Origin of the sequence: Brenneria populi (assembly GCF_036016195.1) — a bacterium.
GTDB classification, from domain to species: domain Bacteria; phylum Pseudomonadota; class Gammaproteobacteria; order Enterobacterales; family Enterobacteriaceae; genus Brenneria; species Brenneria populi.
Genome location: NZ_JAYWTM010000006.1, coordinates 402,951 through 429,897 on the forward strand (window position 1 = coordinate 402,951; position 26,947 = coordinate 429,897).

The following is a 26,947-nucleotide window of genomic DNA, read 5'->3' on the forward strand; positions in this document are numbered from 1 at the left end:
CGAGGGCCGTTTTTTTTGGGGCATCAGGAAATATATGCCCAATATGGTTATTTATGCATCATGGTGCGGACGGGCGCTATTGTGATCGCGTATTAATAGGCACAAAATAGGCGCCGATTTTATTATAAAAATAATTATTGAAAGAATATTTCTGGGAAATTTACATACCAATATCTTTTTACATCTTTTATTACATGTGTAGCTTTGGAATAAAATAAATGTCTGATTTTTTAAGTGAAAACCGCTTTCAATGGAGAAGGCTGGGATGGCTTTTACTCTTCTTCTGGTATTTTTCCTGTGCATTACAATTGGTGATTATATTAACCGGACACGGCGGATTTACTGGATTAAGAGATGCGTTACTTTTTAGTCTGCTATGGCTGATTCCCGTATTCATCTTTCCTCGTCAGACGCGCATAATTACCGCCGTACTGGGTGTTGTATTATGGGCCGCCTCGGTCGTTGCTCTCGGTTATTATTCGATATATCAGCAAGAGTTTTCGCAAAGCGTGCTGTTTGTTATGTTCGAATCGAATACAACGGAAGCGGGCGAATATCTGAGCCAGTATTTCAGCCTGAAAGTGGTTGGCATATTACTGGCTTATTCGGCCATCGCCGTTTTCCTGTGGACGAGGGTGCGTCCGGTTTATTTGCCGCTCAGGTATAAGGCGGGCGTCTCCGTCGTCATTCTCGCCGTTTTGTTCGGCGCGCCGGTGTATAAAAAAATGGTGGCGGATGAGCTCTCGCTCGAAGATACCGTCGACTATTTGGCCGGGCGGATGGGCACCACGGCGCCCTGGCAATTTATGAGCAGCTATCTGGAGTACCGCCAGCAGTTGGGCTGTATGGAAGCGATGCTGCGGCAAAACGCCGCCCTTCCGCCGCTGCAAAACCTTAAAGACGCCAATGGCGATACGCCGCGCACGCTGGTGCTGGTGATCGGCGAATCCACCACCCGCAGCCGCATGAGCCTGTACGGCTACTCCCGCCCAACCACGCCGCGTCTGGATGCGTTAAGCCAGTCCGATCCGAACCTGGTGGTATTTAAAGATGTGGTGACATCGCGTCCTTATACCATTGAAATTCTGCAGCAGGCGCTCACGTTTGCCGACGAGCAGAATCCGGATTTGTATCTGACCAGGCCCTCTCTGATGAATCTGATGAAACAGGCGGGGTATAAAACCTTCTGGATCACCAATCAGCAAACCATGACCAAACGGAATACCATGCTAACGGTTTTTTCCCGGCAGACGGATAAACAGTACTATTTGAACAACCAGCGAACCCAGAGCGCCCGGCAGTACGACGATGTGGTGTTGCCGCCGTTTGAGGACGTTATGGCCGATCCGGCGCGGAAGAAATTTATCGTCGTTCATCTGCTCGGAACGCATATGAATTACAAATATCGCTATCCGGAAACCTTTGACCGCTTCCACGATCGCGCCGGCGTGCCCGCCAATCTGAGCGATGCGCAGGCGGAGGTGTATAATCAGTACGATAATGCGGAAACATATAACGATAATATCGTTGATAGCCTGATCCGCGCCTTTGCGGCGCATAAGCCGAATGGTTTTTTACTCTATTTTTCCGACCATGGCGAAGAAGTTTATGAAATGCCGCCGCATACCGTGCTGGGCCGTAACGAAGCCACTCCGACCCGTACCATGTACACCATTCCCTTTATGCTGTGGATATCGCCGGAGTGGCGGGAAAACCATAGCGTTAACTATGCGCCATATACCGATCGCCCGTACAGCAGCGCCCATCTGATCCATACCTGGTCCGATTTGGCGGGGCTGAGCTATGATTTTTACCAACCGGCGGAAAGTCTGGTCAACCCCGATTTCAAACAGAGCGTACGCTGGATTGGCGATCCTTACGACAAAAAGGCGCTGCGTTCGTTTGACGATCTGCCGGCAACGGCGCAAGGCGCGCAATAATATCGCCGTCTCAGGGATGCATGCGCATCCCTGTTGCGTCATCCGTTCACCGCCGATGAGCGTTATAGCTGAAGGCCAGGGAAAAGCCTACGCAAGAAAACGCTGGAAAGTTACGGCCGCATAAATCGAAATGTATCTCGATATCTGACGCTATTTACCTTTCACTGTAATAAATTAAGGCCTCGTAGGGGCGTAATTCAAGGTGGGGAGTCATAGCGTCTGGCGAGTGGTGTTGTTGAATAAATCGAACTTTTAGCGGCAAATAGGATCAGATCATTCCCTACCATGACAGCGCGTGGCGCATCGCGGCAAAGCAGAAGTTCAAAATCACCAACTGGAAAACCTATAACCATGCGCTCCGCCAGCGGGGCTCACTGACGGTCTGGGTTGGCGATGACGCCACCGCCGCATGGTACGACAGCGCTGAACCCAAACGTCGGGGCAGGCCCTTACGCTACTCCGATATGGCGATCACCACCGCCCTGATGCTCAAGAGCGTCTTCCACCTTGCGCTACGGGCCTTATCGACTCCGTTTTCCAGTTGATGGATGTACCGTTGCGCTGCCCGGATTACACCAGCGTCAGCAAACGTGCCAAGAGTGTTAATGTCAATATCAAGACGCCGACGCGCGGCGAAATCGCCCATCTGGTCATTGATTCCACCGGGCTGAAAGTGTTCGGCGAGGGGGAATGGAAGGTCAAAAAACACGGCGCGGAGAAGCGGCGGGTGTGGCGCAAACTGCATCTGGCGGTGGACGCGAACACGCATGAGATAGTGTGCGCCGACCTGTCGCTCAGCGGGGTGACGGACGCGCAGGAGCTGCCGGGGCTGATGAGCCAGACGCAGCGGAAGATAAAGGAAGCGCAGGCGGACGGGGCTTACGATGTGCGCTACTGCCACGACTGTCTTAAAGAGAAAGTCGGCAACCACCTGCGTCACTGGCGGAAACGGCGATTTCACGGATGAAGATGATGTACGGAGAGCGGCTGTCGCTGCGTGATTATGATGCGCAGGTGGGTGAAGCAATGGCGCGGGTGAAGGTGTTGAATAAAATGACGCTGCTGGGTATGCCGGTCAGCGTGCGCATTGCCTAATAGATGAGGAAAGGGTTTTGCCGCACCTCAAAAATGATTTATTCAACAACGCCCGCGCATAGTCATAGTTGTTTCACTCACCGGCTGATAAAACCATTGTTTTATATCCGTCATACTTCAAGCTGTGTATGCGTTGATTGCGATGTCGAAAGAATGAATTCGGGCCTGATGATCGAAGATCTGCCCGTTAATCATCACCTCATCGGCCTGGGTTTCGCGCAGCAGACTCTGTAAGCCGTGTCTGACCTTCTTCCGATCGCCGACGATCGACAAACGCAACGTCTGCTCAACGCCGAACTGCTCCGCCGGCGACCAGACGGCGTCCATATTCTCCACCGGGGCGGGAAGCGGGCCGGGCGTGCCGCGGCGCAGGTTGATAAACTGTTGCTGCATCGAGGTAAAGAGGAAGCGGGCATCGCGATCGCTATCCGCGGCGACGACGTTGACGCAAACCATCGCGTAAGGTTTGGTATGTTCGGCCGTCGGCTGAAAGGTTTCACGATAAACTTTCAGCGCCTGCAGCAGCAGGTCGGGCGCAAAGTGGGCGGCGAACGCAAAGGGCAATCCCAACGAGGCGGCCAGCTGCGCGCTATACAAACTGGAGCCCAGCAGCCAGATGGGAACCTGTAACCCCTGGCCGGGCACGGCCTGAACCGCCTGGCCGGGCTGCGCATCGGCGAAGTAACGCCGTAGCTCCCGTACGTCCCGGGGAAAGTCGTCAATATCGGCGTTAAGGTGGCGTCTCAGGGCTATCATGGTTTGCCGATCGGTGCCCGGCGCGCGGCCCAGCCCCAGATCGATGCGTCCCGGATAAAGGGACTCCAGCGTACCGAACTGTTCGGCGATTACCAGCGGAGCGTGGTTGGGCAGCATGACGCCGCCGGAGCCGAGCCGGATACGCTGCGTGCCCGCGGCGATGTAACCAATCAATACCGCGGTGGCCGCGCTGGCGATGCCGGTCATATTGTGATGCTCGGCCAGCCAGTAACGGCGGCAGCCCCATTTTTCCGCATGCCGCGCCAGGTCCAGCGCATGGTTGAAGGCCGCCTGCGGGGTAGATCCGGTCGCTATCGGCGCCAGATCCAGTATGGAAAAAGGGATAGACTGAGAATTTACAGGCATAGTCGGCGTTCGCTTTATCGGGTTCGGATATTTTTAGTATCGCGCGATTTGGCCGAATTGCCTATTTTGCCGGCTGTCGATAAAGCTCCCTCTTTATCGAACGGTGATAACGCAGCGGAAGCGCGAAGCGGCGGCGCTAGGGACAAGGGCGTCGGCAACGCCGCTGAACGCCGCCTGCGACGGCTCCGAAAGAGTGAATCTCAGGGATAAGTTCTCTCGGTTTTAGCACGATGGCGTTATCGCGCTACAATGTAACGGTCTGTCTTTTAATGTTGGTTAAATGTTGGTTAATTGTTTGGCATCGCGGGGCGCGTCGCGGCATGGTGTGCGCACAGGGCAAGTTCGGGGCATGAATAAATGAATAAAAAGACGCGGTTGACGCTGCTGCTGGTCGTCGTGGTTATCGCGCTCGCCGTCCTGTTTCGGGCGAATAATAAAGATGTTTTGCTGCAGGGCGAAGTCGATGCCCAAGAGGTTATTGTCGCCTCTAAAGCCTCGGGGCGGGTCGCGGAGCGCCATGTACAGCGCGGAGACGACGTTAAGGCGGGACAGCTGCTGATTACGCTGGAGAATGCTGAACTGGTCGCGCAGCTGCGCGCGGCGCAGGCGGCGCGGGATCGGGCGAAAACGCTGTTGGCGCAGTCGGAGAACGGCACGCGGGAAGAGAGTATTCGTAATTTGCGGGCCACGTTGGCCCAGGCGCAGGCCGAGTATCAAAACGCCCGGCAGGAGTATGCGCGTCAGGCCGGCATTGCCGGCAAGGGATATGTTTCGGCCTCGGCGCTGGACAGCGCGCGCGAGGCGCGCGATAGCGCCAGGCAGCAGGTTAAGGCGGCGCAGGCCAATCTGGACGAGGGGCTGCACGGCGATCGGCCGGAGCAGCGGGAAAACTACGCCGCCGCGCTGCGTCAGGCCGAGCAGGAGCTGCTGGAGATTAAAGCCCAGTCGGACGAATTGCAGGTCAGGGCGCCGGTAGACGGCGAGGTCGGGCCGATTCCGGCCGAGGTGGGCGTGCTGCTTAACGCTTCCAGTCCGCTTATTACGCTGGTGCGCGTTTCGCAAGCCTGGTTTGTCTTCAATTTGCGCGAAGATATTCTGGCCGGCGTGCGCAAAGGCGATCGCATCGCGTTGCGCGTGCCGGCGCTGAATAACCGGATGATCGACGCCGAGGTGCGCTACATCGCCCCGCTGGGCGACTACGCCACCAAGCGCGCCACGCGGGCGACCGGGGACTTCGACCTGAAGACCTTCGAAGTCCGGCTGTATCCGGCGCAGCCGCAGGAAGGGTTGAGGCCGGGGATGAGCGCGCTATGGCAGTGGCAAGAGTAACCGTCGCCTGGCGCAGTTTCAGCGCCTCATTCCGCGAGGAAGTCAATACGGCCAAGCGCCGCCCGGTGGCGCATTGGCTGCTCTGGGCGTTTCCGCTGCTGCTGTTCGTTCTGCTGGGCAGCATTTTTTCCGTCGGGACGATGCAGGATCTGCCGGTGTCGGCGATCGATAACGATCACAGTTCGCTGTCGCGCGAGCTGATCCGCAAGCTGGACGCCGGATCCCACGCCCGCATCGAGCCGCGTCCGGGCGGTCTGGCCGAAGCCTTGCAGCGGTTACGCAGCGCTCAGGACTACGGCCTGATCTCTATCCCGGTAAACTTCGAGGCCGATGCGCTGGCCGGGCGTCAGCCCAGCGTCTCGTTTTACTACAATGCCCTGTTTTACGGCGCCGGTTTTTATTCCACCCAGGATTTCAGCGCGCTGATGGCGGAGATCAACAGCCGGTATCGCGGCGTGATCGCCGCGGAGTTCGGCCGCGCGCTGCCGGCGCTGGCCGACGTCAGCCTGGCGTACGGCAGCCTGTTCAACGCCAGCGGCAGCTATATCTATTATCAACAGTTCGCCGCCACCATCCACCTGCTGCAGCTGTTCGCCGTCACCTGCATGATCTACGTGCTGGAACGCAGCAAAAATATCGTTAGCCGCCGCCCTTTTGCGTCGGCGATGCTTGGCAAACTGGCGCCCTACACGCTGTGCTATACCGCGCTGCTGCTGGTTGAGATCGCCATTCTGGTGTGGGGATCCGACGCGCATGTGAACGGCAACCCGCTGTATATGCTGCTGGTCGGGTTCTTCTATGTGATGGCGGCGCAGAGCGTCGGCGTTTTGCTGTTCGCTTTTACGCGTACGGCGCTGACGGCCTATACCATGATGGGGATCATCGTCAGTATCGCGCTGACCTTTTCCGGTCTGGCGGTGCCGGAGCTTTCCATGCCGCTGCCGGCGCAGATTATTGCGCAAATCGAGCCGTTAACGCATGCGCTGTACGCGATGTTCGATATCTTCCTGCGCCAGGTTTCGCTCTCTTCGGTGCTCGGCGCCTGCGCCCTGCTGCTGGCCTATCCGCTGGCGACCGGCCTGCTGGTGCGTAACCGGCTGTACCAGCGCTTAAGCCAGCCGGAGAATAAACCGTGAAAAGTTACTGGCAGACTTTCAGCCGGGTGTTGATAAGTATGCTGGAACGCCCTATGTGGCTGATGCTGCTGGCGTCGCTTTGTGTGATGAGCCTGGTTTATGCCAATCACTCGGTGTGGGATTTACCGGTGGCGGTGATCGATCAGGATCACAGCAGCGCCAGCCGCCAGCTGATGCGCGACCTGGACGCCACGCCGAAAATCGCGGTTAAAACCTATGACGGCCTGGCGGAGGCGCAGCGCGATCTTGTACTGCGTAAGCTGTTTGCCGTCATCATTCTGCCGCTCGATCTGGAAAAAAAGATCCTCGCCGGCGAGACCATCACCATTCCCGCCTATGGCGATGCCACCAACCGTCTGGCCAACGGCCAGATTCAGCAGGATGTAATGGCGGCCTGGCAGCAGCTGCTGGCCGATTATAATCGCGCAACGCTGCTGCTCGGCGGCTATAGCGACCGGCAGGCGCAAATCATTCTGACGCCGGTGGTCGGGCAGAAGCTCGGGCTGTTTAATCCCGGCGTCAGTTTCGCCGCGATTATCTTTCCCGGCTTGCTGGTGATGCTGTTGCAGCACTCGCTGTTGATTGCCTGCGTTCGGGTCAGCATCGCGCTGAAGAGCTCTCCCCAGGGTAAGCCGACCATTGCCGTCTATCTGGGAGGGCTGTCGGCGCTGCTGCCGATCTGGCTGTTTCTGTCGATTGTGCTGTTCGTCCTCTGGCCCTGGGTGCTGGGCTACCGGCAGACGGCGAATATCGCGGAAATTTTGCTGCTGACTTTCCCGTTTTTGCTGGCGGTGCTGGGGCTGGGCAAGCTGGTGACAGAGTGTTTGCGCCGCGTGGAGATGATTTATCTGACGCTGTCGTTTATTACCATGCCGGTCTTTTACCTTTCCGGCACGATATGGCCGGTACAGTCGATGCCGGGCTGGGTTCGGGCGATTTCGTCGATGCTGCCTTCCACCTGGGCGACCCGGGCCATCGCCGGCGTCAACCAGATGAATCTGCCGCTGAGCGAAGTGGGGCGCGATGTGGCGATGCTGTTGATACTGGGCGCCGTTTATACCCTGCTTGGCGTGGGGGTGGGGCTGCTGCATAACACGGGACGATTGCGCCGTTTGCTGCGCCGCCGCGCCTGAGGCGGCGCCGGCAGCGAACGGCCTGAGATTGTTACTGCACCAGCTCCAGACCCGGCACGCGCCGCCAGTAACCGTTGCAGTCGGCGTTTTTTTCCAGCGCCAGCGGCGCTTGCCCCTGCTCATTGGCGCGGAAGGCGTCGACCAGCGCCAGGGTTTCCATTCCCTGCGGCGACAGGCGGACGATATCCACCAGGCCGACCATACCGGCTAGCTCATTGCCCAGGTTATAGCAATATCCGCTCTGGGTCTGGATGCCGTTGAGAACGAAAACCTGCTGATTTTCCTGCGATAGGACTTTGCGCCCTTGCGGATAGTTGATACAGCAGGTTTCGCATTCGTCTTTGGCGCGGTTTTCCGAACGCGCGGTAAAGCAGCGGGCCGAATAGGCCAGCGGCAGGTGGCCGTAACTGAGCACTTCCACTTCGAACTGATTACGGAATCCCAGCTCATCGCATTGATTCAGCAGATTCTGCAGCCAGTCGCGGGATAACTCCACCGGCATGCACCAGCGCACCATGCCCTGTTTGCGCAGCAAGCGCAGCGTGTAGGCGTTATAGCAATTGAGGGCGTGTCCGGCGACGAAGGGCAGCCTGCGTTCGGCGGCCATATTGACGGCGCCGAGATCGTTGGCTTCCAGCAGGAATTCGCCGTTTTCGACGTAACGCTTTAGCTCATTCAATTCCGACGGCGCCTGAAGCAGCGCCAGCGTGGAGATCACCACCTGTTTGCCGTGGCCGGCAACCTGCCGGGCAAGATCGAGCCAGTCGGTCACTTTCATTGCACGGCGCTTGCTGCATACCGTTTCGCCAAGATAAATAATATCCGCGCTGCTGTTCACGGCGGATTGGTAGAACGTTTCAATATCGTTTTTGGGCCAGTAATAAAGGATGGCGCCCAATGCGTATTTCATATTGTCTCCCGCTACTGCCATTTACGGTGATAGGCGCCCAGCGTGGTTTGCGTGCCTTCCGCCACGGCGCCGAGAGTATCCATCCATTCCTGGGTGGGCGAGAATGCGGCGGGATCGGACATGCATCTATCAATAGCCTGCCGCCAGACCCGGGTGATTTGGCTGACGTAGGCGGGGCTGCGCTGACGCCCTTCAATTTTCACCGAGGCGACATTCGCCGCCAGCAGTTCGGGCAATAACTCCAGAGTATTGAGGCTGGTGGGTTCCTCAAGCGCGTGATAGCGCTGCCCGTCGACCAGGTAACGGCCTTTGCACAGCGTCGGGTAGCCGGCGTTCTCGTCGTCCTGATAGCGGTCGATCAGCACGTTGTTCAGGCGCGACTCCATGCCCTGTTCCGTCTGCTGCCAGCGCACGAAATGCGCGGGCGAGCAGGCGCCCACGGTATTAGGCGATTCGCCGGTCAGGTAAGAGGAGAGGTAGCAGCGTCCTTCCGCCATGATGCACAGGCTGCCGAAGGCGAACACTTCCAGCGGCACCGGGCTGGTGCGGGCCAGCTGTTTTACCTGGTGAATGGAAAGTACGCGGGGCAGAACGATACGGGAGACGTCAAAATGGCGTTGATAAAAACGAATCGCCTCGGTATTGGTGGCGGAAGCCTGTACCGAGACGTGACGCTCAATGTGCGGATAGCGTTGCGCGGCGTATTCCAGCATGGCCAAATCCGCCAGGATCAGCACATCCGCGCCGATTTGCGCCGCCATATCGACGGCGCGCTCCCAGCGCTGATATCCATCGGGATGGGCGAAGGTATTAATGGCGATATGAAGTTTGCGCCGGTGGCGGTGTACGTAATCACGCGCTTCCTGCAACTTTTTATCGGTGAAGTTCAGCCCGGCGAAATGGCGGGCGTTGGTGTCGTCCTTCAGACCGATATAGACCGCGTCCGCGCCATTGTCGATAGCGGCTTTCAGTGCCGGAAGGTTACCGGCGGGGCAAAGCAGTTCCATACAATTTCCTTCATTAATCAACGCTATCGGGCAAGTCGCTACCGATACGATCAATGATGTTGGTAGAGCGATGAAATAATAAATGTTTTTAACGGTAGGGAATCTTAATTAACCTGATATGGCGGGACTTTGATTTAAACCAGCTAATCGTGTAATGAAAGGCGCGGGTTTACATCCATGCTGGCGATCGGAGGGAAGAACAGGCTAAATTATTGACATAGCGCGCTGCCGTTTATCCGCGATGTGGCAAAATAGCCGTAGATCGTTTGAACCGTCAGACTGTTTTTAAGAGGAGTACGCCAGTGTTGGGAAAACTACGGGCGCAAATTGTGCGTCAAGGGCCGGGTTTATTGGGCAAGCCTTTAAAGTTCACTCCTTTTGCCTTACAGCGTCAGGTTCTGGAACAGATGCTGAGCTGGCAGTTTCGTCAGGCGCTGGAAGAGGGGGAGCTGGAGTTTCTGGAAGGCCGTTGGTTAAAGATTGAGGTGCGGGATGTCGGTCTGCAGTGGTTTATGACGCTGCGCGATAGCCGTCTGGTGGTGAGCGGCCAGGAGAACGCGGACGTCAGCTTCAGCGCCGACGCCAACGATCTTATTCTGATCGCCGCGCGCAAAGAAGATCCCGATACGCTGTTTTTTCAGCGTCGCCTGCGGATCGAGGGCGACACCGAGCTCGGGCTGTATGTAAAAAACCTGATGGATGCCATTGAACTGGAGGCCATGCCGGCGCCGTTGCGCGTCGGACTGCTGCAGTTGGCGAATTTCGTCGAGGCGGGACTGCAAGAGGGCGTGGTGCAATCTACCGATCGCGCGCCCGCGTCATGTTAGTTCGTGTGGAAATTCCGGTCGATGCGGCCGGGATCGACAGCCTGTTGCGCCGGGCGTTTCCGACGGACGCCGAAGCGGATTTGGTCCATCGGCTGCGTGAAGACGGCCAGTTGACGTTGGGCATCGTGGCGACGGATGACGAAGGCGGGGTGGTAGGCTACGCCGCTTTTAGCCCGGTGTTGCTTGAGGGGGAAGATCGCCAGTGGGTCGGGCTGGCTCCGTTAGCGGTGGAGGAGAGCCTGCGTCGGCAGGGCATCGGCCAGCGGCTGGTATACGAAGGTCTGGACGCGCTCAATGAGTTCGGCTACACCGCCGTGGTGGTATTGGGCGACCCCGCCTATTACTCCCGCTTGGGTTTCGTGCCCGCGTCCGAATATCAGCTGCGCTGCCGCTGGCCGCAAAGCGCAGCCGCTTTTCAGGTTTATCCGCTGGCGGATAACTATTTCCAGGGGGCGAGCGGCCTGGTCGACTACGCCGAACCTTTTAATCGCCTCTGACGAACGCATCCAGTAGTGACGTGGGCTGGTCTTGCACCAGCCTCTCTTTTTGGCTTTTACTCAATTGCTTGATGCGGTACTCCAGCTTTAATGCGCTGGAACGATCGCCGGCCCGGCACTGGAACACCAGCGCCAGCTCTCCCTTTCCGCGCAGCGCCTTCGCCCCTTTTCCTGCTTGATGCTGCCTCAGGCGGCGCTTTACGTCCGTGGTGATGCCGGTATAGAGCATGCCGCCGGATGTACGCAAAATGTACAGATGCCAGCAGGCCGCGGTGCGTGGTTCATTCATGGTGGTCGGCATATCGTTAACGTGGGCTTTAGTTTACGGCGCATCGGCCGCGGAGTGAAGTTTACCGCGTGATTGGGCGGCGCCGATCGCCGCGGATGCCTGTCGGCCGACGGATGCGCTATACTCGTCCCCAGTATCTGCTTGGGGATTCGGAGAGGATATGTCGCATACCATTAAGGGTAAGAAAAAGCTGCTGGCGCGCATCAGAAAGATCAAAGGCCAAACGGAAGCGATTGAAAAATTGTTGGAAAATGAAACGCCCTGTCTGAATATCCTGCAACAAATCGCCGCCGTTCGCGGCGCCGTCAACGGGCTGATGGTCGAAGTATTGGAAGGGCATATCCGCGAGCATTTGATGGATGAGAGCCATTCGCCGCAGGAGCGCAGCGGCGATCTGGAAGAGATCGTCTCCGTGGTGCGTTCGTATCTGAAGTAACGGGGGTTTCGCGCGGTTCGAGCTTACAGGGACGTACTTGCCGCGCCTTTACGATCCATCCATTATCGCCCCCATCGGACTTTGTCAGCCAACTCATTACTTAGGGTATTGGTTTTTATCCCGCCCGGTTTTATTCCCGATTATTCTTATCGCGGCCGGCGCATTTTACTCGCTTTAAGGATTATACTAGGGGGGAGTATAAAAACAGGCGGATTACAACGATGTCGCTACCACAAATAAACGTTACGCACACCCATATCTTTGATGAAGGCAACCCGCTGGCGGAAAGAAATACCCGCTACGCCACTGCGCTGACGGCAGTGATGATGGTGGCGGAGATTCTGGGCGGCTGGTACTTCAATTCGATGGCGCTGCTGGCGGACGGCTGGCATATGAGTTCGCATGCGCTGGCGCTGGGACTGTCGGTATTGGCCTATGCGGCGGCCAGACGGCTGGCGGCGGACAGCCGTTTTGCCTTCGGCACCTGGAAAATCGAGATTCTCGGCGGCTTTACCAGCGCCATCCTGTTGGCGATGGTCGCTTTTGTCATGATGTACGAATCCGTCGATCGGCTGCTTAATCCGACGGCGATCCGCTACAATCAGGCGATAGCCATCGCCGTCGTCGGGCTGTTGGTTAACGTTATTTGCGCCTGGCTGCTGCGCGATCGTCACCATCATCTCCATCATCATCACGACCATCACGACCATCACGACGGGCATCAGGATCTCAATCTGCGCTCCGCCTATATTCACGTTATTGCCGATGCGGCGACCTCCGTTCTGGCTATTGCGGCTTTGATCTGCGGCAAGCTGTGGGGCGCGGACTGGCTGGATCCGCTCATGGGGATCGTCGGTTCCGTGCTTGTCGGCGTATGGGCGTACGGTCTGATTCGCCAGTCCGGCAAGGTGTTGCTGGATGCGGAAATGGATGCGCCGGTGGTCGCGGAAATCAAGGCGGTCATCGCCGCCAGTCCCATTCCCGCCGAGCTGGCGGATTTACACGTCTGGCGGGTAGGAACGGCGAAGTATGCCTGCATCCTGAGTTTGATCACCGACCGGCCCGTCGGGCCCGATTATTACAAGCAGCGGTTGGCCGTACACGAAGAGCTGGTTCACATTACGGTGGAAATCAACGCCGTCGCGCCTTAGCTTCCTGCCAACGGCGGGCTGAGTCCCGCCCTGTTTTTAGCGATCTATTCCTGCCGCCCGGCCATTTCCGTCGGGATAAGCCGCTATCATTAATCGGAGGAATACGCTGAGAACGGATTATCTCTGCGAGGTAAATCACATATAATCTAGCGCGGTTACATAGCCTTTACATTAAATGTGAATGAGAACGCAAAACAACCCGGCATGGCGTGTTCAAATATTCATCATATGCGCTTCAGAATTTAGATTAGCCTCGCAGGATCGCGTGTGGTAAAGGCGTGGGGCGCGTGTCGATTTGAGGAGAGCCTGCTTTGTTTTTGATTCAGGAAATCATTCGTAAAAAGCGTGACGGAATGCCGTTGAGCGATGAAGAGATACGCTTTTTTGTTAACGGCGTGCGCGACAATACGGTGTCGGAAGGGCAAATCGCCGCGCTGGCGATGACCATCTACTTCCACGATATGTCGATGGCGGAGCGCGTCTCCCTGACGTTGGCGATGCGCGATTCCGGCACGGTGCTGAACTGGAAGGGGCTTAATCTGAACGGCCCGCTGGTGGACAAACACTCCACCGGCGGCGTAGGCGATGTCACCTCGCTGATGCTGGGGCCGATGGTCGCCGCCTGCGGAGGCTATGTTCCGATGATCTCCGGACGGGGGCTGGGGCACACCGGCGGCACGCTGGATAAGCTGGAGTCGATCCCCGGACTGAATATCTACCCTGACGACAATCAGTTCCGGCAGATTATTCAGCGCGTCGGCGTGGCGATTATCGGACAGACCAACTCTCTGGCGCCGGCGGATAAACGCATTTACGCCACGCGGGACATTACCGCCACGGTGGACTCCATACCGCTGATCGCCGCCTCCATCCTGGCGAAAAAACTGGCCGAAGGGCTGGATGCGCTGGTGATGGATGTTAAGGTAGGCTCCGGAGCCTTTATGCCGACCTATGCGCTTTCCGAACAACTGGCCCAGGCGATCGTCGCGGTCGCCAATAGCGCCGGCTGCCGCACCAGCGCGCTGCTTACCGATATGAATCAGGTGCTGGCTTCCAGCGCCGGTAATGCGCTGGAAGTTCGCGAGGCGGCGCGTTTTCTTACCGGGGAGCATCGCAATCCGCGGCTGTATGAAGTGACCATGGCGCTGTGCGAAGAGATGCTGTTGTCCGGGGGGCTGGCGGACTCCGCCGCCGAAGCGCGCAACCGCCTGCAGGCGGCGCTGGACAACGGCAAGGCGGCGGAGGTGTTCGGGCGTATGGTGGCGGCGCAGGGCGGCCCGGCCGACTTTGTGGAGCGCTACCGGCGCTATCTGCCGGCGGCGATATTGAGCAAGCCGGTTTTCGCCGAGCGCGACGGCATCGTCGGCGCCATGGATACCCGCGCGTTAGGCATGGCGGTGGTGGCTTTGGGCGGCGGTCGCCGCCAGGCCAGCGACGCCATCGATCACAGCGTGGGCATCAATGAGATGGTCAGCCTGGGGGAGCGCGTCGACCGTCAGCGGCCGTTGGCGGTGATCCACGCCAACAGCGAAGCCCAATGGCAGCGGGCGGCGAACGCGGTACGGGCCGCGATTACGCTGGGCGAAGCGCCGGCGGAAAAAACGCCGATTATTTATCGCCGCATGAGCGCGGACGATGCAACTATTCCAACGCCGGCAGGCTGAGCCCGCCGCGAGCAACAATGCAGGAGATGAACGATGAAACGTGCCTATATCATGGTGCTTGATTCCTTTGGCATCGGCAGCAGCGCCGATGCGCAACGCTTTGGCGATACCGGTTCGGATACGCTGGGCCATATCGCGCAGGCCTGCGCGGCGGGGAAGGCCGACCAAGGCCGCAAGGGTGAACTGCGCCTGCCTAACCTGAGCCGTTTGGGATTGGGGAAAGCGGCGCAGGAGTCGACCGGAACTTTTCCTGCGGGTCTGGATTCCCAAGCCGAAATTATCGGCGCCTATGCGTATGCCAGCGAAATCTCTTCCGGTAAGGATACGCCGTCCGGCCACTGGGAAATCGCCGGGGTGCCGGTGCTGTTTGACTGGGGCTATTTCAAGGATGAAGAGAACAGTTTTCCGCAGGCCTTGCTGGATACGCTGGTCGAGCGCGCCGGCCTGCCGGGCTATCTGGGCAACTGCCACTCTTCCGGCACCGTAATCCTGGATAAGCTGGGCGAAGAGCATATGAAAACCGGCAAGCCGATTTTCTACACCTCCGCCGACTCGGTTTTCCAAATCGCCTGTCATGAAGAGACCTTCGGCCTGGATAAGCTCTATGCGCTGTGCGAAATCGCGCGCGAGGAGTTGACGAACGGCGGTTATAACATCGGCCGGGTGATCGCCCGCCCGTTTGTCGGCGATAGGCCCGGTCATTTCCAGCGTACCGGCAACCGGCACGATCTGGCCGTTGAACCGCCGGCGCCGACGATCCTGAAAAAGATGGTGGAAGAAAAACGCGGCGAGGTGGTGTCGATCGGCAAGATCGCGGATATTTACGCCCAGGTCGGCATTACCCGGAAAGTGAAAGCCACCGGCATCGACGCGCTGTTTGACGCCACGCTACAAGAGATGGACAAGGCGGGCGATAACACCATCGTGTTCACCAATTTCGTCGATTTCGACTCCGCGTACGGCCATCGTCGGGACGTCGCGGGATACGCCGCCGCGCTGGAGCTGTTCGATCGCCGCCTGCCGGAGATGCTTGCGCGCGTGACAGGGGAGGATATTCTGATCCTGACCGCCGACCACGGGTGCGATCCCACCTGGCGGGGCACCGATCATACCCGCGAGAATGTGCCGGTATTGATCTACGGACCGAAAGTGAAGCCCGGCTCCTACGGACACCGCGCCACCTTTGCGGATATCGGTCAGACGGTGGCGAACTATTTCGGCCTATCGCCGATGGATTACGGTAAGACGATTCTGTAGCCGTCCGCGTATTTTTCGGAGCACGGCGGCGCCGTCGTTTGTACGGCGGCGCCGTCACCCCGCGCGAGCGAGTTCCGCGCGGGCGTGAAAACGAAGATGTGACGGCGGATTTTTTCGCATTTATCCGAATGCGATTTTTTTAGGTTGATTGATAAGGAATACAAGCATGGCTACGCCACATATTAATGCGGAAATGGGTGATTTCGCGGACGTCGTTCTGATGCCGGGCGACCCGCTGCGGGCAAAATATATTGCCGAAACCTTCCTGGAAAACGCCCGTGAAGTGAATAACGTGCGCGGTATGCTGGGTTTTACCGGCGCTTATAAAGGCCGCCGGATTTCGGTCATGGGGCACGGTATGGGCATTCCTTCCTGCTCCATCTATGCGAAAGAGCTGATCACCGAATTCGGCGTGAAAAAGATTATTCGCGTGGGGTCGTGCGGCGCGGTGCGCGCCGATGTAAAACTGCGCGATGTGGTGATCGGCATGGGCGCCTGTACGGATTCCAAAGTAAACCGTATGCGCTTCAAAGACCACGATTATGCCGCCATCGCGGACTTTGACATGGTGCGCAACGCCGTTGACGCGGCGAAAGCGCGCGGCGTCAGCGTGCGCGTCGGCAATATTTTTTCCGCCGATCTGTTCTATACGCCGGATCCGCAAATGTTCGACGTGATGGAAAAGTACGGCATTCTGGGCGTGGAGATGGAAGCGGCGGGGATCTACGGCGTCGCGGCCGAGTTCGGCGCCAAAGCCCTGGCGATTTGCACCGTTTCCGATCATATCCGCACCCATGAGGAAACCACCGCCGAAGAGCGTCAGACCACGTTTAACGAGATGATCGAAATCGCGCTGGAGTCCGTTCTGCTGGGCGATAGCGAATAAGATTGCTCTTTCCTGTTGGGGAATGCCGGTTTGCAACGGCATTCCCCGCCTGCTACCCGCCATTCCCCGCTAATTACCCGCCATCTCCGCGGCCGCTTACACCGTGTCCGCGCCGACGGCGGGCGCGCTTCCCGCCATAGCGGTATCATTTTCCCGTTCGCGGCAGGGCGTCATGGGGATTAAATGTTCAAATAGGGCGCTGACCGCCGGCTGATGGCTCACCGCCAGCACGATGGTATCCGGCAGCGCGGTTCTTAGCCGCGTAAGCAGTTGCACGGCGGCGGCGTCGTCCAGGTGGCTGGTGGCCTCATCCATGCACAGCAGCGCAGGACGCAGCAGCAGTGCTCGCGCCAGCGACAAACGCTGCTGTTCGCCGCCGGACAGCTCCCGGCTCCAGTTGGTCGATTCATCCAGCCTGTTCGCCAGCGCCGGCAGCCCGACCTGCTCCAGCGCCAGGCGCAACGCGTCGGCTTCCGGCGCCTCCGCCAGCGGATAGCACAGCGTCTGACGCAGGCTATCCTCCGGCAGGTAGGGCCGCTGCGGCAGGAACAGCGTTTTTCCCGCCGGCAGCCGGCACTCTCCCCGCGCGATGGGCCAAAATCCCGCCAGGGCGCGCAGGAGGGTGGTTTTCCCGCTGCCGCTGGCCGCCGTCAGCACGCCCCACTCTCCGGTTTTCAGATTGGCGTTGAGCGGGGCGAAGAGCGGCGCGCCGTCCGGGTGACGCAGGCTGAGATCCGCGATGCGCAATTCATCCGCTTGCCGGTGCGGCGTAGTCCGCGCCGGCAGCTGCTTCAGGCTTTGCTGAAAGGTCCACAGCCGTTCGATGGTGGCGGACCAGGCGACCAGCTGGCGGTAGGAATCGACGAACCAGCCGAAAGCGTCCAGCACATAGCCAAAGGCGGTTCTGGCCTGCATGATGGCGCCCAGGGTGATCTGGTGCGTCAGGTAGACCGGCAGCACCGCGAATACCGGGATCATCAGCCCAAGACGAAAATAGCCGGTGACGAAGGTTTCCAGACGAAATTCCCGGCTCATCAGGCTACGCCAGTTGTTCACTATCGACTGAAAGCGCTGCCGCATGCGCTTCTGTTCGGCTCGCTCCCCCTGATAGAGGGCGATTTGCTCGCTATTGTCGCGCACCCGCAGCAGCGTGGCGCGGTAATCGGCCTCGGCGCGCTGTTTCGCCACGTTCAGACCGTGCAGTCGGTGGCCGAAAAGATGGGCGAAAATGCTGCTGATAAGCGCATACCCCAGCGCGATCCATACCAGATAACCATAAATGGTCACGCTGCGGCCGCCGATGCTGAAGGTTTGCACGCCGGACAGCTGCCACAGGATGACGATAAAGGAAAAAAAGTAGGTGATGTTTTGCAGCAGAGACAGCAACAGCTCCAGGCTCTGCTCAATCAGCAGCCGGATATCTTCGGCGATGCGTTGATCGGGGTTATCCGGTTCGCCGCGCAGGCCGAGCCGGTAGTGGGCGCTGCGCGCCAGCCATCGGCGCTCGAATTTTTGCGTCATCTCGATACGGCAACGGATAATCAGCTTTTTTTTCAGCCAGTTGCCACAGACAATCACCAGTACGAACAGGGCGGTGTAGCTGCCGTAGCGTACGGCGAGCGACAGAATGGAGGCGTGCTGGAAATAGTCGGCCAGCGCGTCGTAAAAATCTTTGCTCCAGTTGTTGTACAGCACGCTGACGCCGACGACGGACAACTTCAGCGCGATAATGGCCAGCAGCAGCAGCCAGCTAAAGGCGGCGCGCCGGGTAAACCAGAAAGGAGCGATTAACTGGTAAAAGCGTTTTAATGTCGGCATCTAAATTAAACCCGCGGCCCACCGTCGGCGGGCCGCGTTCTGTCGGTAAATAAGTATCGGCGATCAGAAGGTGTATTTCGCCGTCAGCATAAAGTTGCGCGGATCGCCGTAGTAGTTATAAGCACCGCGATGGCGGTTATTCAAGGTTTTGTAATAGACCTTATCGGTCAGGTTATTGCCCACCAAATTAAAGCTCAGGTTTTTACTGTATTGATAGGTAATATTGGCGTTAACCAAGGTGTAGCCGCCCTGATAGACATTGTATGTCGTATTGGTATCGGTTTGTGCGGTCAGGCCTGCGCCGACAGTCCACTGATTCAGAGTACCGGGCAGGTTATAGCTACTATACAGTTTAAACATATGCTGTGGGGTATACGGGCTATAATTCTGACCCTGTTCATCTTCTTCCGCTTCCAAATATTTGGTATTGGTGAGCGTATAGCCAGCAAATAGTTGCCAGTCTTCAGCCAGTTTGCCCGATACTTCCAGCTCAACCCCCTGACTGCGCACTTTTCCTTCGGAACGGTAACAATCATCACTATCTGGGCAGTTGGTGTCGGCCACGGCGCGATTAGCTTGAATAATTCGGTACAGAGCGATAGACGCGTTCAGATCGCCATTAAAAAATTCACCTTTAATCCCGGTCTCATAGTTTTTACCCGTTACAGCTGGCAGCAGGGTTTTATTGCGATCGAGGTAATCCTGTGGTTTGTAGATATCGCTGTAGCTGGCATACCAGGTGTAATGGTCAGCGAAGTCCCACAGTAGGCCAGCGTAAGGAATGAGCTTGTCACGAACCTTGTAGCCGCTGCTGTGGTTGGTTGTGCCGGTAGTGCGGTTAGTGCTGTACATATCGTAGCTGTAGGCGCTATAGCGGCTGCCAAGAATCAGCTTCCAATCATCGGTCAGCTCCAACCGGGTGGTGGCGAACAGGGCGCGTTGATAGATATTGTACTGATAGCGACGGGTGTAATCCGGCCAGTCAGGTTCGGCCAGTGAACTGGGATTCCAGTCGTAAATATTGACGGTATTGGTATTCGCCACTGTACCAAACAGATTATCAAAATTCTCTTTTTGATAATCTCCGCCAAATACCAGCTCGTGATTACGTCCCAACAGCTCAAACGGACCGTTCAGGCTCAGATTATAGCCCCATTGGTCCGACTGGTTGTCCCGCTGGATGGCGTTATTTAGCTTGGCGTTGCCGCTGCCGTCTACTCCACTGGTGCCATTGCCGAATATCCCGATGAATTTTCCTTCACTAGCAGAGTGTGTGTAGTTCAGCGCGCTTTTTAATGCCCAGTCGTTGGCAAAGTTATGCTCAATTTCAGCGAAAGTATTAACTTTTTCAAATGTTATCCGGTTCCAACTGGCGCCTAAAAAAGTCGAGCGCGGCAGTTTGAGACTGGCGTAGTTGGTGGATAGCGGCACGCCGTAGAGGTCGGGAACGGTGTCTGTTTTCTGCCAGTTAATACCGGCGGTGACGGTAGTATTGGGGGTAAAATCGTAAGCCAACGTACCGAACAGCACTTTGCGTTCGCTGTCGACATAATCGACAAAACTCTGTTTGTCCTGATATACGCCAACCAGGCGGCCACGCAGGCTGGCATCGTCATTCAGCGGGCCTGATATATCCACTTCGCTGCGGTAGTTATCCCAACTGCCGGCGCCGACGCTGCCCGAAGCGTGGAAATCATAGGTAGGCTTCTTGCGCACCAGATTGACGGTGCCGCCCGGCTCGCCGTTGCCCTGCGTCAGACCGGAAGCGCCGCGTAGAATTTCCACGCGATCGTAAATCGCCAGATCGGGGGACTCGCTGGATGCCTCGGAGAAACCCATACCGGATACGCTGTTCTGGAATGACGAACTCACACCGTCTTCCTTGACGTTGTCCATAGAAAAACCGCGCGACTGAAATTTTGTCTGATAAGAGCTTTGATTCACCACATTGACCCCGGTGGTCTGGCTCATGGCATCGTCCAGCGAGGTCATATTCTGGTCGTTCATCCGCTGACGGGTCACCACGCTGACCGACTGCGGCGTTTCGCGCGGCGACAGATTGAGCTGCGTGGCGGTATTCATGCTGCGCGTGGTGTAAGAGCCGGTGCCTTCCGTGGCGCCGTTTTGGTTGATATTGGCGATCACCAGCATCTCATCGCTCTTCGGCGCCGGCTGCAATAGATAGGTGTTATCAGACTGTTTTACCGCCTGCAGGCCGCTGCCGGCAAGCAGGGCGCGAAACCCGTCCTCCACACGATAATTCCCCCGCAGCGCCGCGCCGCTCTTGCCGTTTGCCAGGCTGGCGTCGCCGACCAGATAGACGCCGGACTGCGCGGCGAACTGGTTCAGCTGATTGCTTAATGTCCCGGCAGGGATAGCGTAGGCGCGCGTTGTTTGTACATCATCCGCTCGCGCCATGCCGGGGGAGATAAGTAAAGGCGCGGCGCACAGCAGAAGCCGTATGGCGACGGCGATGGTTTTGGGCGCCCGGCCGGCGGCGCGTCCGGAGAAAAACGGTGTGGTTGACATAGTGATTTTTAGCCTTCTGACCCAGAGTGAAAAAAAGTGCTTTTACTGTGAATCGAAGGAGGGGCGCAAAAGGGGAACCCCGGAAGCGAAAATTTCGGCAATTTTTTTCACGCGTTGGCCCTGGCGGCGGCCCGCGCCTTGAATGTATTGGTTTTAACGCTTTTCGACCGTAACCCACCAGGAAAAACGGCGCTTGATGCGAATCGGGAAGGTTTGCGCCAGCATCGCCAATGCTTTATCCGTATTCGCCAGGGGAAAGGTTCCCATCACCCTCAGCGCCGCGATGTCCGGCTGGCACGCAAGATAGCCGTGCCGGTAGCGCGCAAGCTGCTCGATAACCTCGCTCAGCGGCATGTTGTCCGCCTGCAGCAGACCTTGCGACCAGCTGGCGTCTGCCGGCCGGTTAGGCAGCAACAAGCCCTGGCCCAGCAGATCGAAATTCAGCTGCTGACCGGCATCCACCCGGCGCGGCGCGGCCCCGTGACGCGCGGCGACGGCGACGGCGCCTTGATAAACGCTAAGCCGCGTGGTTTCATCGCGCTGCTCGACGGCGAAACGGGTGCCCAGCGCCTGCATTTGCCCTTGCGCGCTAGAAACGAAAAACGGGCGGGTATCCTGGGCGGTTTCGATCAAGACGTCGCCCGACAGCAGCGCGATTTGCCGGCGCTGCTCATCGTAGCGTACGTCGATCGCGCTGGCGGTATTCAGCCAGATCCGCGTACCGTCCTGGAGTCCAAAGTGTTTGATTTCACCGGTGGCGCTGCGGTAGTCCGCCGCCATGGCCAGCAGCGTTGCGCGCAGCGGCGTATAGCGGTAGGTCGTCCAGGATAACAGCGAACCGACGCCGACCAAAGCCGTCAGTTTGAGGGCGGCGCGGCGATTGATTTCGGCTGGCTGGCGCAGCAGGGCGTTGACGGCCGGCTGCCCGGTATCGCCGCGCAAAGGCTGAAAACGCTGGCTGACTTTCTGCACATATTCCCAGGCGCGGCGGTGCTCCTCGCTCTCCTCCATCCAGCTCAGCCAGCGGCGGTGGTGTTCGTGGTTCGGTTCGAGATCGCGTAATCGGGCATACCACTGCGATGCCTGCTGTAATGCGGTGAAACTGGGTTTACTCATCGTGTTCCGGCGCGGCGGCTTCCTGCTCTGCTTCCAGTAGCACGCAGTGTAACATAGCCTGCGCCATGTATTTTTTCACCATCCGCTCCGAAACCTGTAATGCGGATGCGATCTCCCGGTAGGTCAGTCCCTGAATCTGCGTCATTACAAAGGCGACGCGCGCTTTTTCCGGCAGCGTGCGCAGCATGGCGTCAACCTGATACAGCGTTTCGAGGATAATATTGTTATCTTCGGCCGAAAGGGCAAACCTCTCCGGCTGATTAGCCAGCGAGACCAGCCAGGCGCGCTCAATTTCCCGCCGGCGCCATAAATCCACGCACATTCCCTGCGCCATCACGCTCAGGTAGGCGCGCGCCCCCGCATGACTGTCGAATTGCCGCGGCTTGACCAGCAGACGTAAAAAAACGTCCTGCGCCAGATCGGCGGCGTCGCAAAAGTCGCCCAGGCGTTTACGCAACAGCCCCTGCAGCCAGCCGTGGTGCTGGTGATAAAGCTGATGGATATCTGCTGCGGTATCTAGCGGAACTGATGACATGTCAATAACCTGAAAGCAAGACAGCAAGGAAAAGTAAGAGACAGGTCACAAATTTTAATTGAGAATGATTTTTGTTTCAATCGATTGTGCGAAATAAGAGCAGACGCCATCTCGGGGCTTATTATCCTAAAGGCAGCGCCATAATAATGGCGTCTTCGCGCCCGGCCGCGGTCGGATAATAGTCGCGGCGCAACGAAACCTCATTGAACCCCAGGCTTTCATACAGCGCCAGCGCCCCTTTGTTCGATGCGCGCACCTCCAGCCACAGCGTGAGAATGGCGCGCTTTTCCAGCTCATTAATCAGATGCGTCAGCAGTTCGCGTCCGAGGCCGCCGCGCTGGTGGGTCGGGTGTACGGCAAGATTGAACAGCGTGGCCTCGTCCAGCACCGTCTGCGTAATGGCGTAGGCCACCATCACTCCGTCGCGGCTCAGCTTGAGGTTGAAGTAACGCTCTCCCTGATTGCCGGCAAAGGTTTTTTCGCTCCAGGGAAACGCGTGGCAGGCTTGCTCAATTCTCAAGGCCGGCGCCAGATCGGCCGGCGTCAGGGTTGATATCTCGTTCATGTTCGCAGATCTGTCGCCAGAGCGCCCGTTTGGCGTCGGCGCTGTGGTTAAGCTCGGTTAATACCGGGCTGGTGAGCTGAACGCCTTCCAGCGCCAGCGGTTTATCGATGCCTAAGCGCCAGCTATGGCAGTGCGCCGCGGAGGACAGCATATCGACCTGCTGCGGCGTCAGGCTGTAGGTCTGGTCGGGCGTAAGCGCCAGACTGCGCAGGACATCGGCCAGCAGCGGTTCATCGCCGGCAAGCGGTTCGCGCGAGACGATAACCAGACGCACCTGAGCCGGCAGGCTGACGGCGATTTCGCCCTGCAACACCGCCGGACGCTTAAGGATCCACTGCGTGATGCCCAGTTGTTGCAGTAGCCAGTCGCGTCTCGATGTCATGCAGAGGATCCTGTTCGGCCTATGTTTGCCGCCTATGCTAGCAAACCCATCGAACATGCGCCAACAAAGCGCTATACCCGTCATACTTCAAGCTGCGTGTGTACCCGCCCCGTTGGGGCCGCCGCAAAGCGGCGTTCAAATCAGATCCCGGCGGATTTGTCCTTCTCTTACCGCCTGCCTGCAACGCGAATTATTTAGGGTATAATCCCCGCTCAATTATTAAGGAGCCTCAGCCCGATGTCTGCATTAACCCCAGCCAGCGAAGTCATACTGCGCCATAGCGACGAATTTATCCCACGCCGGGTGCTGTTTGCCGGTGATTTACAAGATGTCTTGCCCGCGCGGTTCGACGCGTCCGATGTGCGTGTCCACGCCACGCAGTTTCACCACTGGCAACAGCTGCAAGGCGCGCTGAAGGAGAATGTCCGCTATGGTCTGACGGCGGACGCCGAACTGGTCGCGGGGTGCGACACGCTGATTTACTACTGGCCGAAGAGTAAGCAGGAGGCCGAATTTCAGCTCTCCAACCTGCTGTCGCTGCTGCCGGTCGGCAGTGAAATCTTTGTGGTGGGGGAGAACCGCAGCGGCGTACGCAGCGCGGAAAACATACTGGCCGGCGCGGCGTCGTTAAGTAAAATCGACAGCGCGCGGCGCTGCGGGCTGTACCACGGACGGATTGAGAAACAGAGCGTCTTTAATCTTGACGACTGGTGGAGCGAGTATGCGATCGACGGCGTAACGGTGAAGGCGCTGCCCGGCGTGTTCAGCCGCGACGGACTGGATCCGGGCAGCCAACTGCTGCTTTCCACCTTTGAGCCGCATATGAAAGGTAAAGTGCTGGATATCGCCTGCGGCGCCGGCGTATTGGCGGCCATGCTGGCGCGGCAGTCCCCTAAAATACGTTTGACGCTCAGCGACGTCAGCGCCGCCGCGTTGGCCTCCAGCCGCGCCACGCTGGCCGTCAATCGCTTGGAAGGCGAGGTTATCGCCAGCAACGTCTACTCGGAGATTCGCGGCCGCTTCGATCTGATTGTTTCCAACCCGCCGTTCCATGACGGCTTGCAAACCAGCCTGCAGGCGGCGGAGATGTTGATCCGCGGTGCGGTCGCCCATCTGCCGATCGGCGGGCGGCTGCGTATCGTCGCCAATGCGTTCCTGCCTTATCCGGCGCTGCTGGACGCGGCGTTCGGCGGCCACGAGGTGCTGGCCCAGACCGGACGATTTAAGGTCTATCAGGCGATCGTCGGCCGGACGCCGCGCGCCGCCGGCTAAAGCGCGTCGCTTGCTTAAATATCGATCGTCGCCATGCCCTCTTTGCCGTAGCGCGCTCCCGCCGCGGCATTGAAGGGGAAGATGGCTTCAATTTCCGCCAGATCGTCCGCCGTCAGGGCGACGTCCAGCGCCGCGACGTTTTCTTCCAGGTAGCGGCGGCGTTTGGTTCCGGGAATCGGCACGATGTGTTCGCCCTGCGCCAGAACCCAGGCCAGCGCCAACTGCGACGGGGCGATGCCTTTTTGTTCGGCCAACTGATTGACCTTTTCCACCAGCCGCAGGTTTTTAGCGAAGTTTTCCCCGGAGAAACGCGGATTATCGCGGCGGAAATCATCGGCGGCCAGATCGTCCGGGCTGCGGATGGCGCCGGTGAGAAAACCGCGTCCTAACGGGCTATAGGGCACGAATCCCACGCCAAGACGCGCGCAGGCGGGCAGAACGTCGGCTTCCACATCGCGCGTCCACAGCGAGTATTCGCTTTGCAGCGCCGTGATGGGATGGACCTTATGAGCGCGCTCCAGCGTTTCGGCGGAGGCCTCGCTTAGGCCGATATAGCGAATTTTCCCCTCCTTGACCAAATCGGCCAGCGCGCCGACGCTCTCTTCAATCGGCACCGTCGGGTCGATACGGTGCTGATAGTAGAGGTCGATCTCTTCTACGCCCAGCCGTTTCAGGCTGCCTTCAACGGAACGGCGAATATATTCCGGCTTCCCGCAGACGCCGCGTTCGGCGTGGTTATTCGGATCGCGCACGATGCCGAATTTGGTGGCGAGAAAAACCTGGCCGCGCTTACCCTTGATGGCTTTGCCGACCAACTGCTCATTGGTATGAGGGCCGTACATGTCGGCGGTATCCAGCAGCGTGACGCCCAGCTCCAGCGCCCGATGCAGGGTGGCGATGGACTCCTTTTCATCCTGAGCGGTGAAATAAAAGTCGCTCATCCCCATGCAGCCCAGTCCGAGCGCGGAGACCGATGGGCCGGTAGGGCCTAATTGGCGATGTAACATGGCGTGATCCTCATGGTTGGTATTGAATGCGCTATGAGTGTGGTTGTTTATTGGATAAAGATAAATAACGCATTTCATGCAACACTATTCAAAAATCAACAACAATGGGGGAGCGATGGATCGGATTCAGGCGATGCGCGTTTTTGTACGCATTGCGGAACTGGGCAGCTTTAGCCGCGCGGCCGAAATGCTGTCTCTGCCGCGCGCGACCGTCAGTCATACCATCAAACAGCTGGAGTCCCGCCTGGGGGTGCGTCTGTTGCAGAGAACCACCCGTCAGGTGCAGATTACCGCCGAGGGCCGGATTTATTATCAGCGCTGTATCCAGCTGCTGGCGGAAATTGAAGAGACGGATACGCTTTTTACCCACCAGCGGCAGCAGCCGGCGGGCAATGTGCGGGTCGATATGCCGCACTCCCTGGCGCGCGAGGTGGTGATCCCGGCGCTGGACGAGTTTTACCGGCGTTATCCGAACATTAGGCTCTCGCTAAGCGCCAATGATTCGGCGATCAATGTGCTGCGTGAAGGGGTGGATTGCGTACTGCGGGCCTGGCAGGCGGCGGATGACTCTCTGGCTACCCGGCACCTGCCGTCGCTGCCGCAGGTGACCTGCGCCTCCGCCGCTTACCTTGCCGAGTTCGGCACGCCGGCGTCGCTGGAGGATCTGGCGCGGCATCAGATGGTCGGCTATTTTTCGCTGCGCACCGGGCAGCGTTATCCGCTGGAGTTTATGCATAACGGGGAGTGCGTTACCCATATGCTGCCGGGCAAGCTGGACGTGAGCGGAACCGACGCCTATGTCGCCGCCTGTCGCGCCGGTTTGGGGATTATTCAGGCGACGAGATCGGGGCTGCAACGCTGGTTGGATAGCGGCGAACTGGTTGAAATTATGCAAGATCTGCCGCCGCCGGAAATGCCGCTGTTTGTGATGTATCCTCCCGGCCGCTTTCTGGCCCCCAGGATCCGGGTATTCATCGAATGGCTGCATGAACTCTTCGCCAGGCCGCCGTCCGCGACAAGATGGTGATTTTTACAGCAAACCCC

24 protein-coding genes and 1 pseudogene are annotated in these 26,947 nt (G+C 58.2%); 14 read left to right on the forward strand and 11 right to left on the reverse strand.

Going from position 1 to position 26,947, the window contains the following annotated elements:
- The first annotated feature begins 218 nt into the window (after positions 1-218).
- Together VSX58_RS09355 and VSX58_RS09360 are read left to right on the forward strand one after the other, a co-directional pair.
- Complete coding sequence (locus VSX58_RS09355) at positions 219-1,940, forward strand: phosphoethanolamine transferase CptA (protein WP_327617806.1); 1,722 nt, start codon at positions 219-221, stop codon at positions 1,938-1,940.
- Positions 1,941-2,242: 302 nt separating this feature from the next.
- Positions 2,243-3,035, forward strand: a pseudogene (locus VSX58_RS09360) (IS5 family transposase).
- Positions 3,036-3,152: 117 nt separating this feature from the next.
- Here the strand turns inward: VSX58_RS09360 and VSX58_RS09365 are convergent.
- Positions 3,153-4,157 (reverse strand): luciferase-like monooxygenase, encoded by a 1,005-nt coding sequence (locus VSX58_RS09365; RefSeq protein WP_327617807.1) that lies wholly within the window; start codon positions 4,155-4,157, stop codon positions 3,153-3,155.
- Positions 4,158-4,514: 357 nt separating this feature from the next.
- Between VSX58_RS09365 and VSX58_RS09370 the strand changes: the two genes are divergently transcribed.
- Genes VSX58_RS09370 through VSX58_RS09380 form a run of 3 tightly spaced genes read left to right on the forward strand, consistent with a single transcriptional unit; the run spans position 4,515 to position 7,755 of the window.
- Positions 4,515-5,486, forward strand: coding sequence for an HlyD family secretion protein (locus tag VSX58_RS09370; protein ID WP_327617808.1), 972 nt, complete (start codon positions 4,515-4,517; stop codon positions 5,484-5,486).
- Positions 5,468-6,622, forward strand: a complete 1,155-nt coding sequence (locus VSX58_RS09375; RefSeq protein ID WP_327617809.1) for an ABC transporter permease — start codon at positions 5,468-5,470, stop codon at positions 6,620-6,622. The genes VSX58_RS09370 and VSX58_RS09375 overlap by 19 nt, the downstream gene beginning before the upstream one ends.
- Complete coding sequence (locus VSX58_RS09380) at positions 6,619-7,755, forward strand: ABC transporter permease (protein ID WP_327617810.1); 1,137 nt, start codon at positions 6,619-6,621, stop codon at positions 7,753-7,755. Before VSX58_RS09375 ends, VSX58_RS09380 begins: the two co-directional genes overlap by 4 nt.
- Positions 7,756-7,786: 31 nt before the next feature.
- Here the strand turns inward: VSX58_RS09380 and VSX58_RS09385 are convergent, their stop codons facing one another.
- Together VSX58_RS09385 and ubiU are read right to left on the reverse strand one after the other, a co-directional pair.
- Complete coding sequence (locus VSX58_RS09385; RefSeq protein ID WP_327617811.1) at positions 7,787-8,665, reverse strand: U32 family peptidase; 879 nt, start codon at positions 8,663-8,665, stop codon at positions 7,787-7,789.
- An 11-nt stretch (positions 8,666-8,676) separates the two neighbouring features.
- The gene (gene ubiU, locus VSX58_RS09390) at positions 8,677-9,672 is read right to left on the reverse strand and encodes a ubiquinone anaerobic biosynthesis protein UbiU (protein WP_327617812.1); all 996 of its coding nucleotides are present in this window, start codon (positions 9,670-9,672) and stop codon (positions 8,677-8,679) included.
- 302 nt (positions 9,673-9,974) lie between these two features.
- Here ubiU and ubiT point away from each other — a divergent pair, with 302 nt between their 5' ends.
- Positions 9,975-10,499: a ubiquinone anaerobic biosynthesis accessory factor UbiT gene (gene ubiT, locus VSX58_RS09395; protein WP_327617813.1), complete on the forward strand. Its 525-nt coding sequence runs from the start codon at positions 9,975-9,977 to the stop codon at positions 10,497-10,499.
- Positions 10,493-10,996 (forward strand): GNAT family N-acetyltransferase, encoded by a 504-nt coding sequence (locus VSX58_RS09400; RefSeq protein ID WP_327614123.1) that lies wholly within the window; start codon positions 10,493-10,495, stop codon positions 10,994-10,996. The genes ubiT and VSX58_RS09400 overlap by 7 nt, the downstream gene beginning before the upstream one ends.
- Here VSX58_RS09400 and VSX58_RS09405 read toward each other — a convergent pair.
- The gene (locus VSX58_RS09405; protein WP_327617814.1) at positions 10,983-11,285 is read right to left on the reverse strand and encodes a GIY-YIG nuclease family protein; all 303 of its coding nucleotides are present in this window, start codon (positions 11,283-11,285) and stop codon (positions 10,983-10,985) included. The genes VSX58_RS09400 and VSX58_RS09405 overlap by 14 nt on opposite strands.
- A gap of 160 nt (positions 11,286-11,445) precedes the next feature.
- Here VSX58_RS09405 and VSX58_RS09410 point away from each other — a divergent pair, with 160 nt between their 5' ends.
- The 5 genes from VSX58_RS09410 (at position 11,446) to deoD (ending at position 16,679) form a co-directional block, all read left to right on the forward strand.
- The gene (locus tag VSX58_RS09410) at positions 11,446-11,721 is read left to right on the forward strand and encodes a metal/formaldehyde-sensitive transcriptional repressor (RefSeq protein WP_327614121.1); all 276 of its coding nucleotides are present in this window, start codon (positions 11,446-11,448) and stop codon (positions 11,719-11,721) included.
- Positions 11,722-11,942: 221 nt separating this feature from the next.
- The gene (gene dmeF / locus VSX58_RS09415; protein WP_327617815.1) at positions 11,943-12,872 is read left to right on the forward strand and encodes a CDF family Co(II)/Ni(II) efflux transporter DmeF; all 930 of its coding nucleotides are present in this window, start codon (positions 11,943-11,945) and stop codon (positions 12,870-12,872) included.
- A gap of 311 nt (positions 12,873-13,183) precedes the next feature.
- Positions 13,184-14,536: a thymidine phosphorylase gene (gene deoA, locus VSX58_RS09420; RefSeq protein WP_327617816.1), complete on the forward strand. Its 1,353-nt coding sequence runs from the start codon at positions 13,184-13,186 to the stop codon at positions 14,534-14,536.
- A gap of 33 nt (positions 14,537-14,569) precedes the next feature.
- Entirely contained in the window at positions 14,570-15,793 is a 1,224-nt protein-coding gene (deoB, locus tag VSX58_RS09425) for a phosphopentomutase (RefSeq protein ID WP_327617817.1), read from the forward strand.
- 166 nt (positions 15,794-15,959) lie between these two features.
- Positions 15,960-16,679 (forward strand): purine-nucleoside phosphorylase, encoded by a 720-nt coding sequence (deoD, locus tag VSX58_RS09430; RefSeq protein WP_327617818.1) that lies wholly within the window; start codon positions 15,960-15,962, stop codon positions 16,677-16,679.
- 96 nt (positions 16,680-16,775) lie between these two features.
- Here deoD and VSX58_RS09435 read toward each other — a convergent pair whose 3' ends face one another.
- From VSX58_RS09435 to VSX58_RS09460, 6 genes are all read right to left on the reverse strand, one after another.
- Positions 16,776-18,497 (reverse strand): ABC transporter ATP-binding protein/permease, encoded by a 1,722-nt coding sequence (locus VSX58_RS09435; RefSeq protein ID WP_327617819.1) that lies wholly within the window; start codon positions 18,495-18,497, stop codon positions 16,776-16,778.
- Positions 18,498-18,560: 63 nt separating this feature from the next.
- Positions 18,561-21,026 carry a TonB-dependent siderophore receptor gene (locus VSX58_RS09440; RefSeq protein WP_327617820.1) on the reverse strand — a complete coding sequence of 822 codons (2,466 nt, stop codon included), beginning with the start codon at positions 21,024-21,026 and terminating at the stop codon, positions 18,561-18,563.
- A 153-nt stretch (positions 21,027-21,179) separates the two neighbouring features.
- On the reverse strand, positions 21,180-22,142 hold the full coding sequence (locus VSX58_RS09445; RefSeq protein WP_327617821.1) for a FecR domain-containing protein: 963 nt from the start codon (positions 22,140-22,142) through the stop codon (positions 21,180-21,182).
- Entirely contained in the window at positions 22,135-22,677 is a 543-nt protein-coding gene (locus VSX58_RS09450; RefSeq protein ID WP_327617822.1) for a sigma-70 family RNA polymerase sigma factor, read from the reverse strand. Before VSX58_RS09450 ends, VSX58_RS09445 begins: the two co-directional genes overlap by 8 nt.
- 121 nt (positions 22,678-22,798) lie before the next feature.
- Entirely contained in the window at positions 22,799-23,242 is a 444-nt protein-coding gene (gene rimI / locus VSX58_RS09455) for a ribosomal protein S18-alanine N-acetyltransferase (RefSeq protein ID WP_327617823.1), read from the reverse strand.
- The gene (locus tag VSX58_RS09460; protein WP_327617824.1) at positions 23,187-23,624 is read right to left on the reverse strand and encodes a DNA polymerase III subunit psi; all 438 of its coding nucleotides are present in this window, start codon (positions 23,622-23,624) and stop codon (positions 23,187-23,189) included. Before VSX58_RS09460 ends, rimI begins: the two co-directional genes overlap by 56 nt.
- 237 nt (positions 23,625-23,861) lie before the next feature.
- Here VSX58_RS09460 and rsmC point away from each other — a divergent pair, with 237 nt between their 5' ends.
- Positions 23,862-24,896: a 16S rRNA (guanine(1207)-N(2))-methyltransferase RsmC gene (gene rsmC, locus VSX58_RS09465; protein WP_327617825.1), complete on the forward strand. Its 1,035-nt coding sequence runs from the start codon at positions 23,862-23,864 to the stop codon at positions 24,894-24,896.
- Between the two features lie 14 nt (positions 24,897-24,910).
- On the opposite strand, the gene VSX58_RS09470 is transcribed toward rsmC, so the two are convergent.
- Complete coding sequence (locus VSX58_RS09470; protein ID WP_327617826.1) at positions 24,911-25,903, reverse strand: aldo/keto reductase; 993 nt, start codon at positions 25,901-25,903, stop codon at positions 24,911-24,913.
- 115 nt (positions 25,904-26,018) lie between these two features.
- Here VSX58_RS09470 and VSX58_RS09475 point away from each other — a divergent pair, with 115 nt between their 5' ends.
- Positions 26,019-26,930, forward strand: a complete 912-nt coding sequence (locus VSX58_RS09475; protein WP_327617903.1) for a LysR family transcriptional regulator — start codon at positions 26,019-26,021, stop codon at positions 26,928-26,930.
- Positions 26,931-26,947 lie beyond the last annotated feature (17 nt).

Excerpts from the sequence above, each read along its gene's own strand:
- VSX58_RS09475 (WP_327617903.1), top strand. The coding sequence starts at position 26,019 with ATGGATCGGATTCAGGCGATGCGCGTTTTTGTACGCATTGCGGAACTG.
- VSX58_RS09440 (WP_327617820.1), bottom strand. The coding sequence starts at position 21,026 with ATGTCAACCACACCGTTTTTCTCCGGACGCGCCGCCGGCCGGGCGCCC.
- deoB (WP_327617817.1), top strand. The coding sequence starts at position 14,570 with ATGAAACGTGCCTATATCATGGTGCTTGATTCCTTTGGCATCGGCAGC.
- VSX58_RS09410 (WP_327614121.1), top strand. The coding sequence starts at position 11,446 with ATGTCGCATACCATTAAGGGTAAGAAAAAGCTGCTGGCGCGCATCAGA.
- ubiU (WP_327617812.1), bottom strand. The coding sequence starts at position 9,672 with ATGGAACTGCTTTGCCCCGCCGGTAACCTTCCGGCACTGAAAGCCGCT.
- VSX58_RS09460 (WP_327617824.1), bottom strand. The coding sequence starts at position 23,624 with ATGACATCGAGACGCGACTGGCTACTGCAACAACTGGGCATCACGCAG.
- rimI (WP_327617823.1), bottom strand. The coding sequence starts at position 23,242 with ATGAACGAGATATCAACCCTGACGCCGGCCGATCTGGCGCCGGCCTTG.
- VSX58_RS09370 (WP_327617808.1), top strand. The coding sequence starts at position 4,515 with ATGAATAAAAAGACGCGGTTGACGCTGCTGCTGGTCGTCGTGGTTATC.
- VSX58_RS09450 (WP_327617822.1), bottom strand. The coding sequence starts at position 22,677 with ATGTCATCAGTTCCGCTAGATACCGCAGCAGATATCCATCAGCTTTAT.
- VSX58_RS09365 (WP_327617807.1), bottom strand. The coding sequence starts at position 4,157 with ATGCCTGTAAATTCTCAGTCTATCCCTTTTTCCATACTGGATCTGGCG.
- VSX58_RS09470 (WP_327617826.1), bottom strand. The coding sequence starts at position 25,903 with ATGTTACATCGCCAATTAGGCCCTACCGGCCCATCGGTCTCCGCGCTC.
- VSX58_RS09375 (WP_327617809.1), top strand. The coding sequence starts at position 5,468 with ATGGCAGTGGCAAGAGTAACCGTCGCCTGGCGCAGTTTCAGCGCCTCA.
- VSX58_RS09435 (WP_327617819.1), bottom strand. The coding sequence starts at position 18,497 with ATGCCGACATTAAAACGCTTTTACCAGTTAATCGCTCCTTTCTGGTTT.
- rsmC (WP_327617825.1), top strand. The coding sequence starts at position 23,862 with ATGTCTGCATTAACCCCAGCCAGCGAAGTCATACTGCGCCATAGCGAC.
- dmeF (WP_327617815.1), top strand. The coding sequence starts at position 11,943 with ATGTCGCTACCACAAATAAACGTTACGCACACCCATATCTTTGATGAA.
- deoD (WP_327617818.1), top strand. The coding sequence starts at position 15,960 with ATGGCTACGCCACATATTAATGCGGAAATGGGTGATTTCGCGGACGTC.
- VSX58_RS09400 (WP_327614123.1), top strand. The coding sequence starts at position 10,493 with ATGTTAGTTCGTGTGGAAATTCCGGTCGATGCGGCCGGGATCGACAGC.
- VSX58_RS09445 (WP_327617821.1), bottom strand. The coding sequence starts at position 22,142 with ATGAGTAAACCCAGTTTCACCGCATTACAGCAGGCATCGCAGTGGTAT.
- VSX58_RS09355 (WP_327617806.1), top strand. The coding sequence starts at position 219 with ATGTCTGATTTTTTAAGTGAAAACCGCTTTCAATGGAGAAGGCTGGGA.
- VSX58_RS09405 (WP_327617814.1), bottom strand. The coding sequence starts at position 11,285 with ATGAATGAACCACGCACCGCGGCCTGCTGGCATCTGTACATTTTGCGT.
- VSX58_RS09385 (WP_327617811.1), bottom strand. The coding sequence starts at position 8,665 with ATGAAATACGCATTGGGCGCCATCCTTTATTACTGGCCCAAAAACGAT.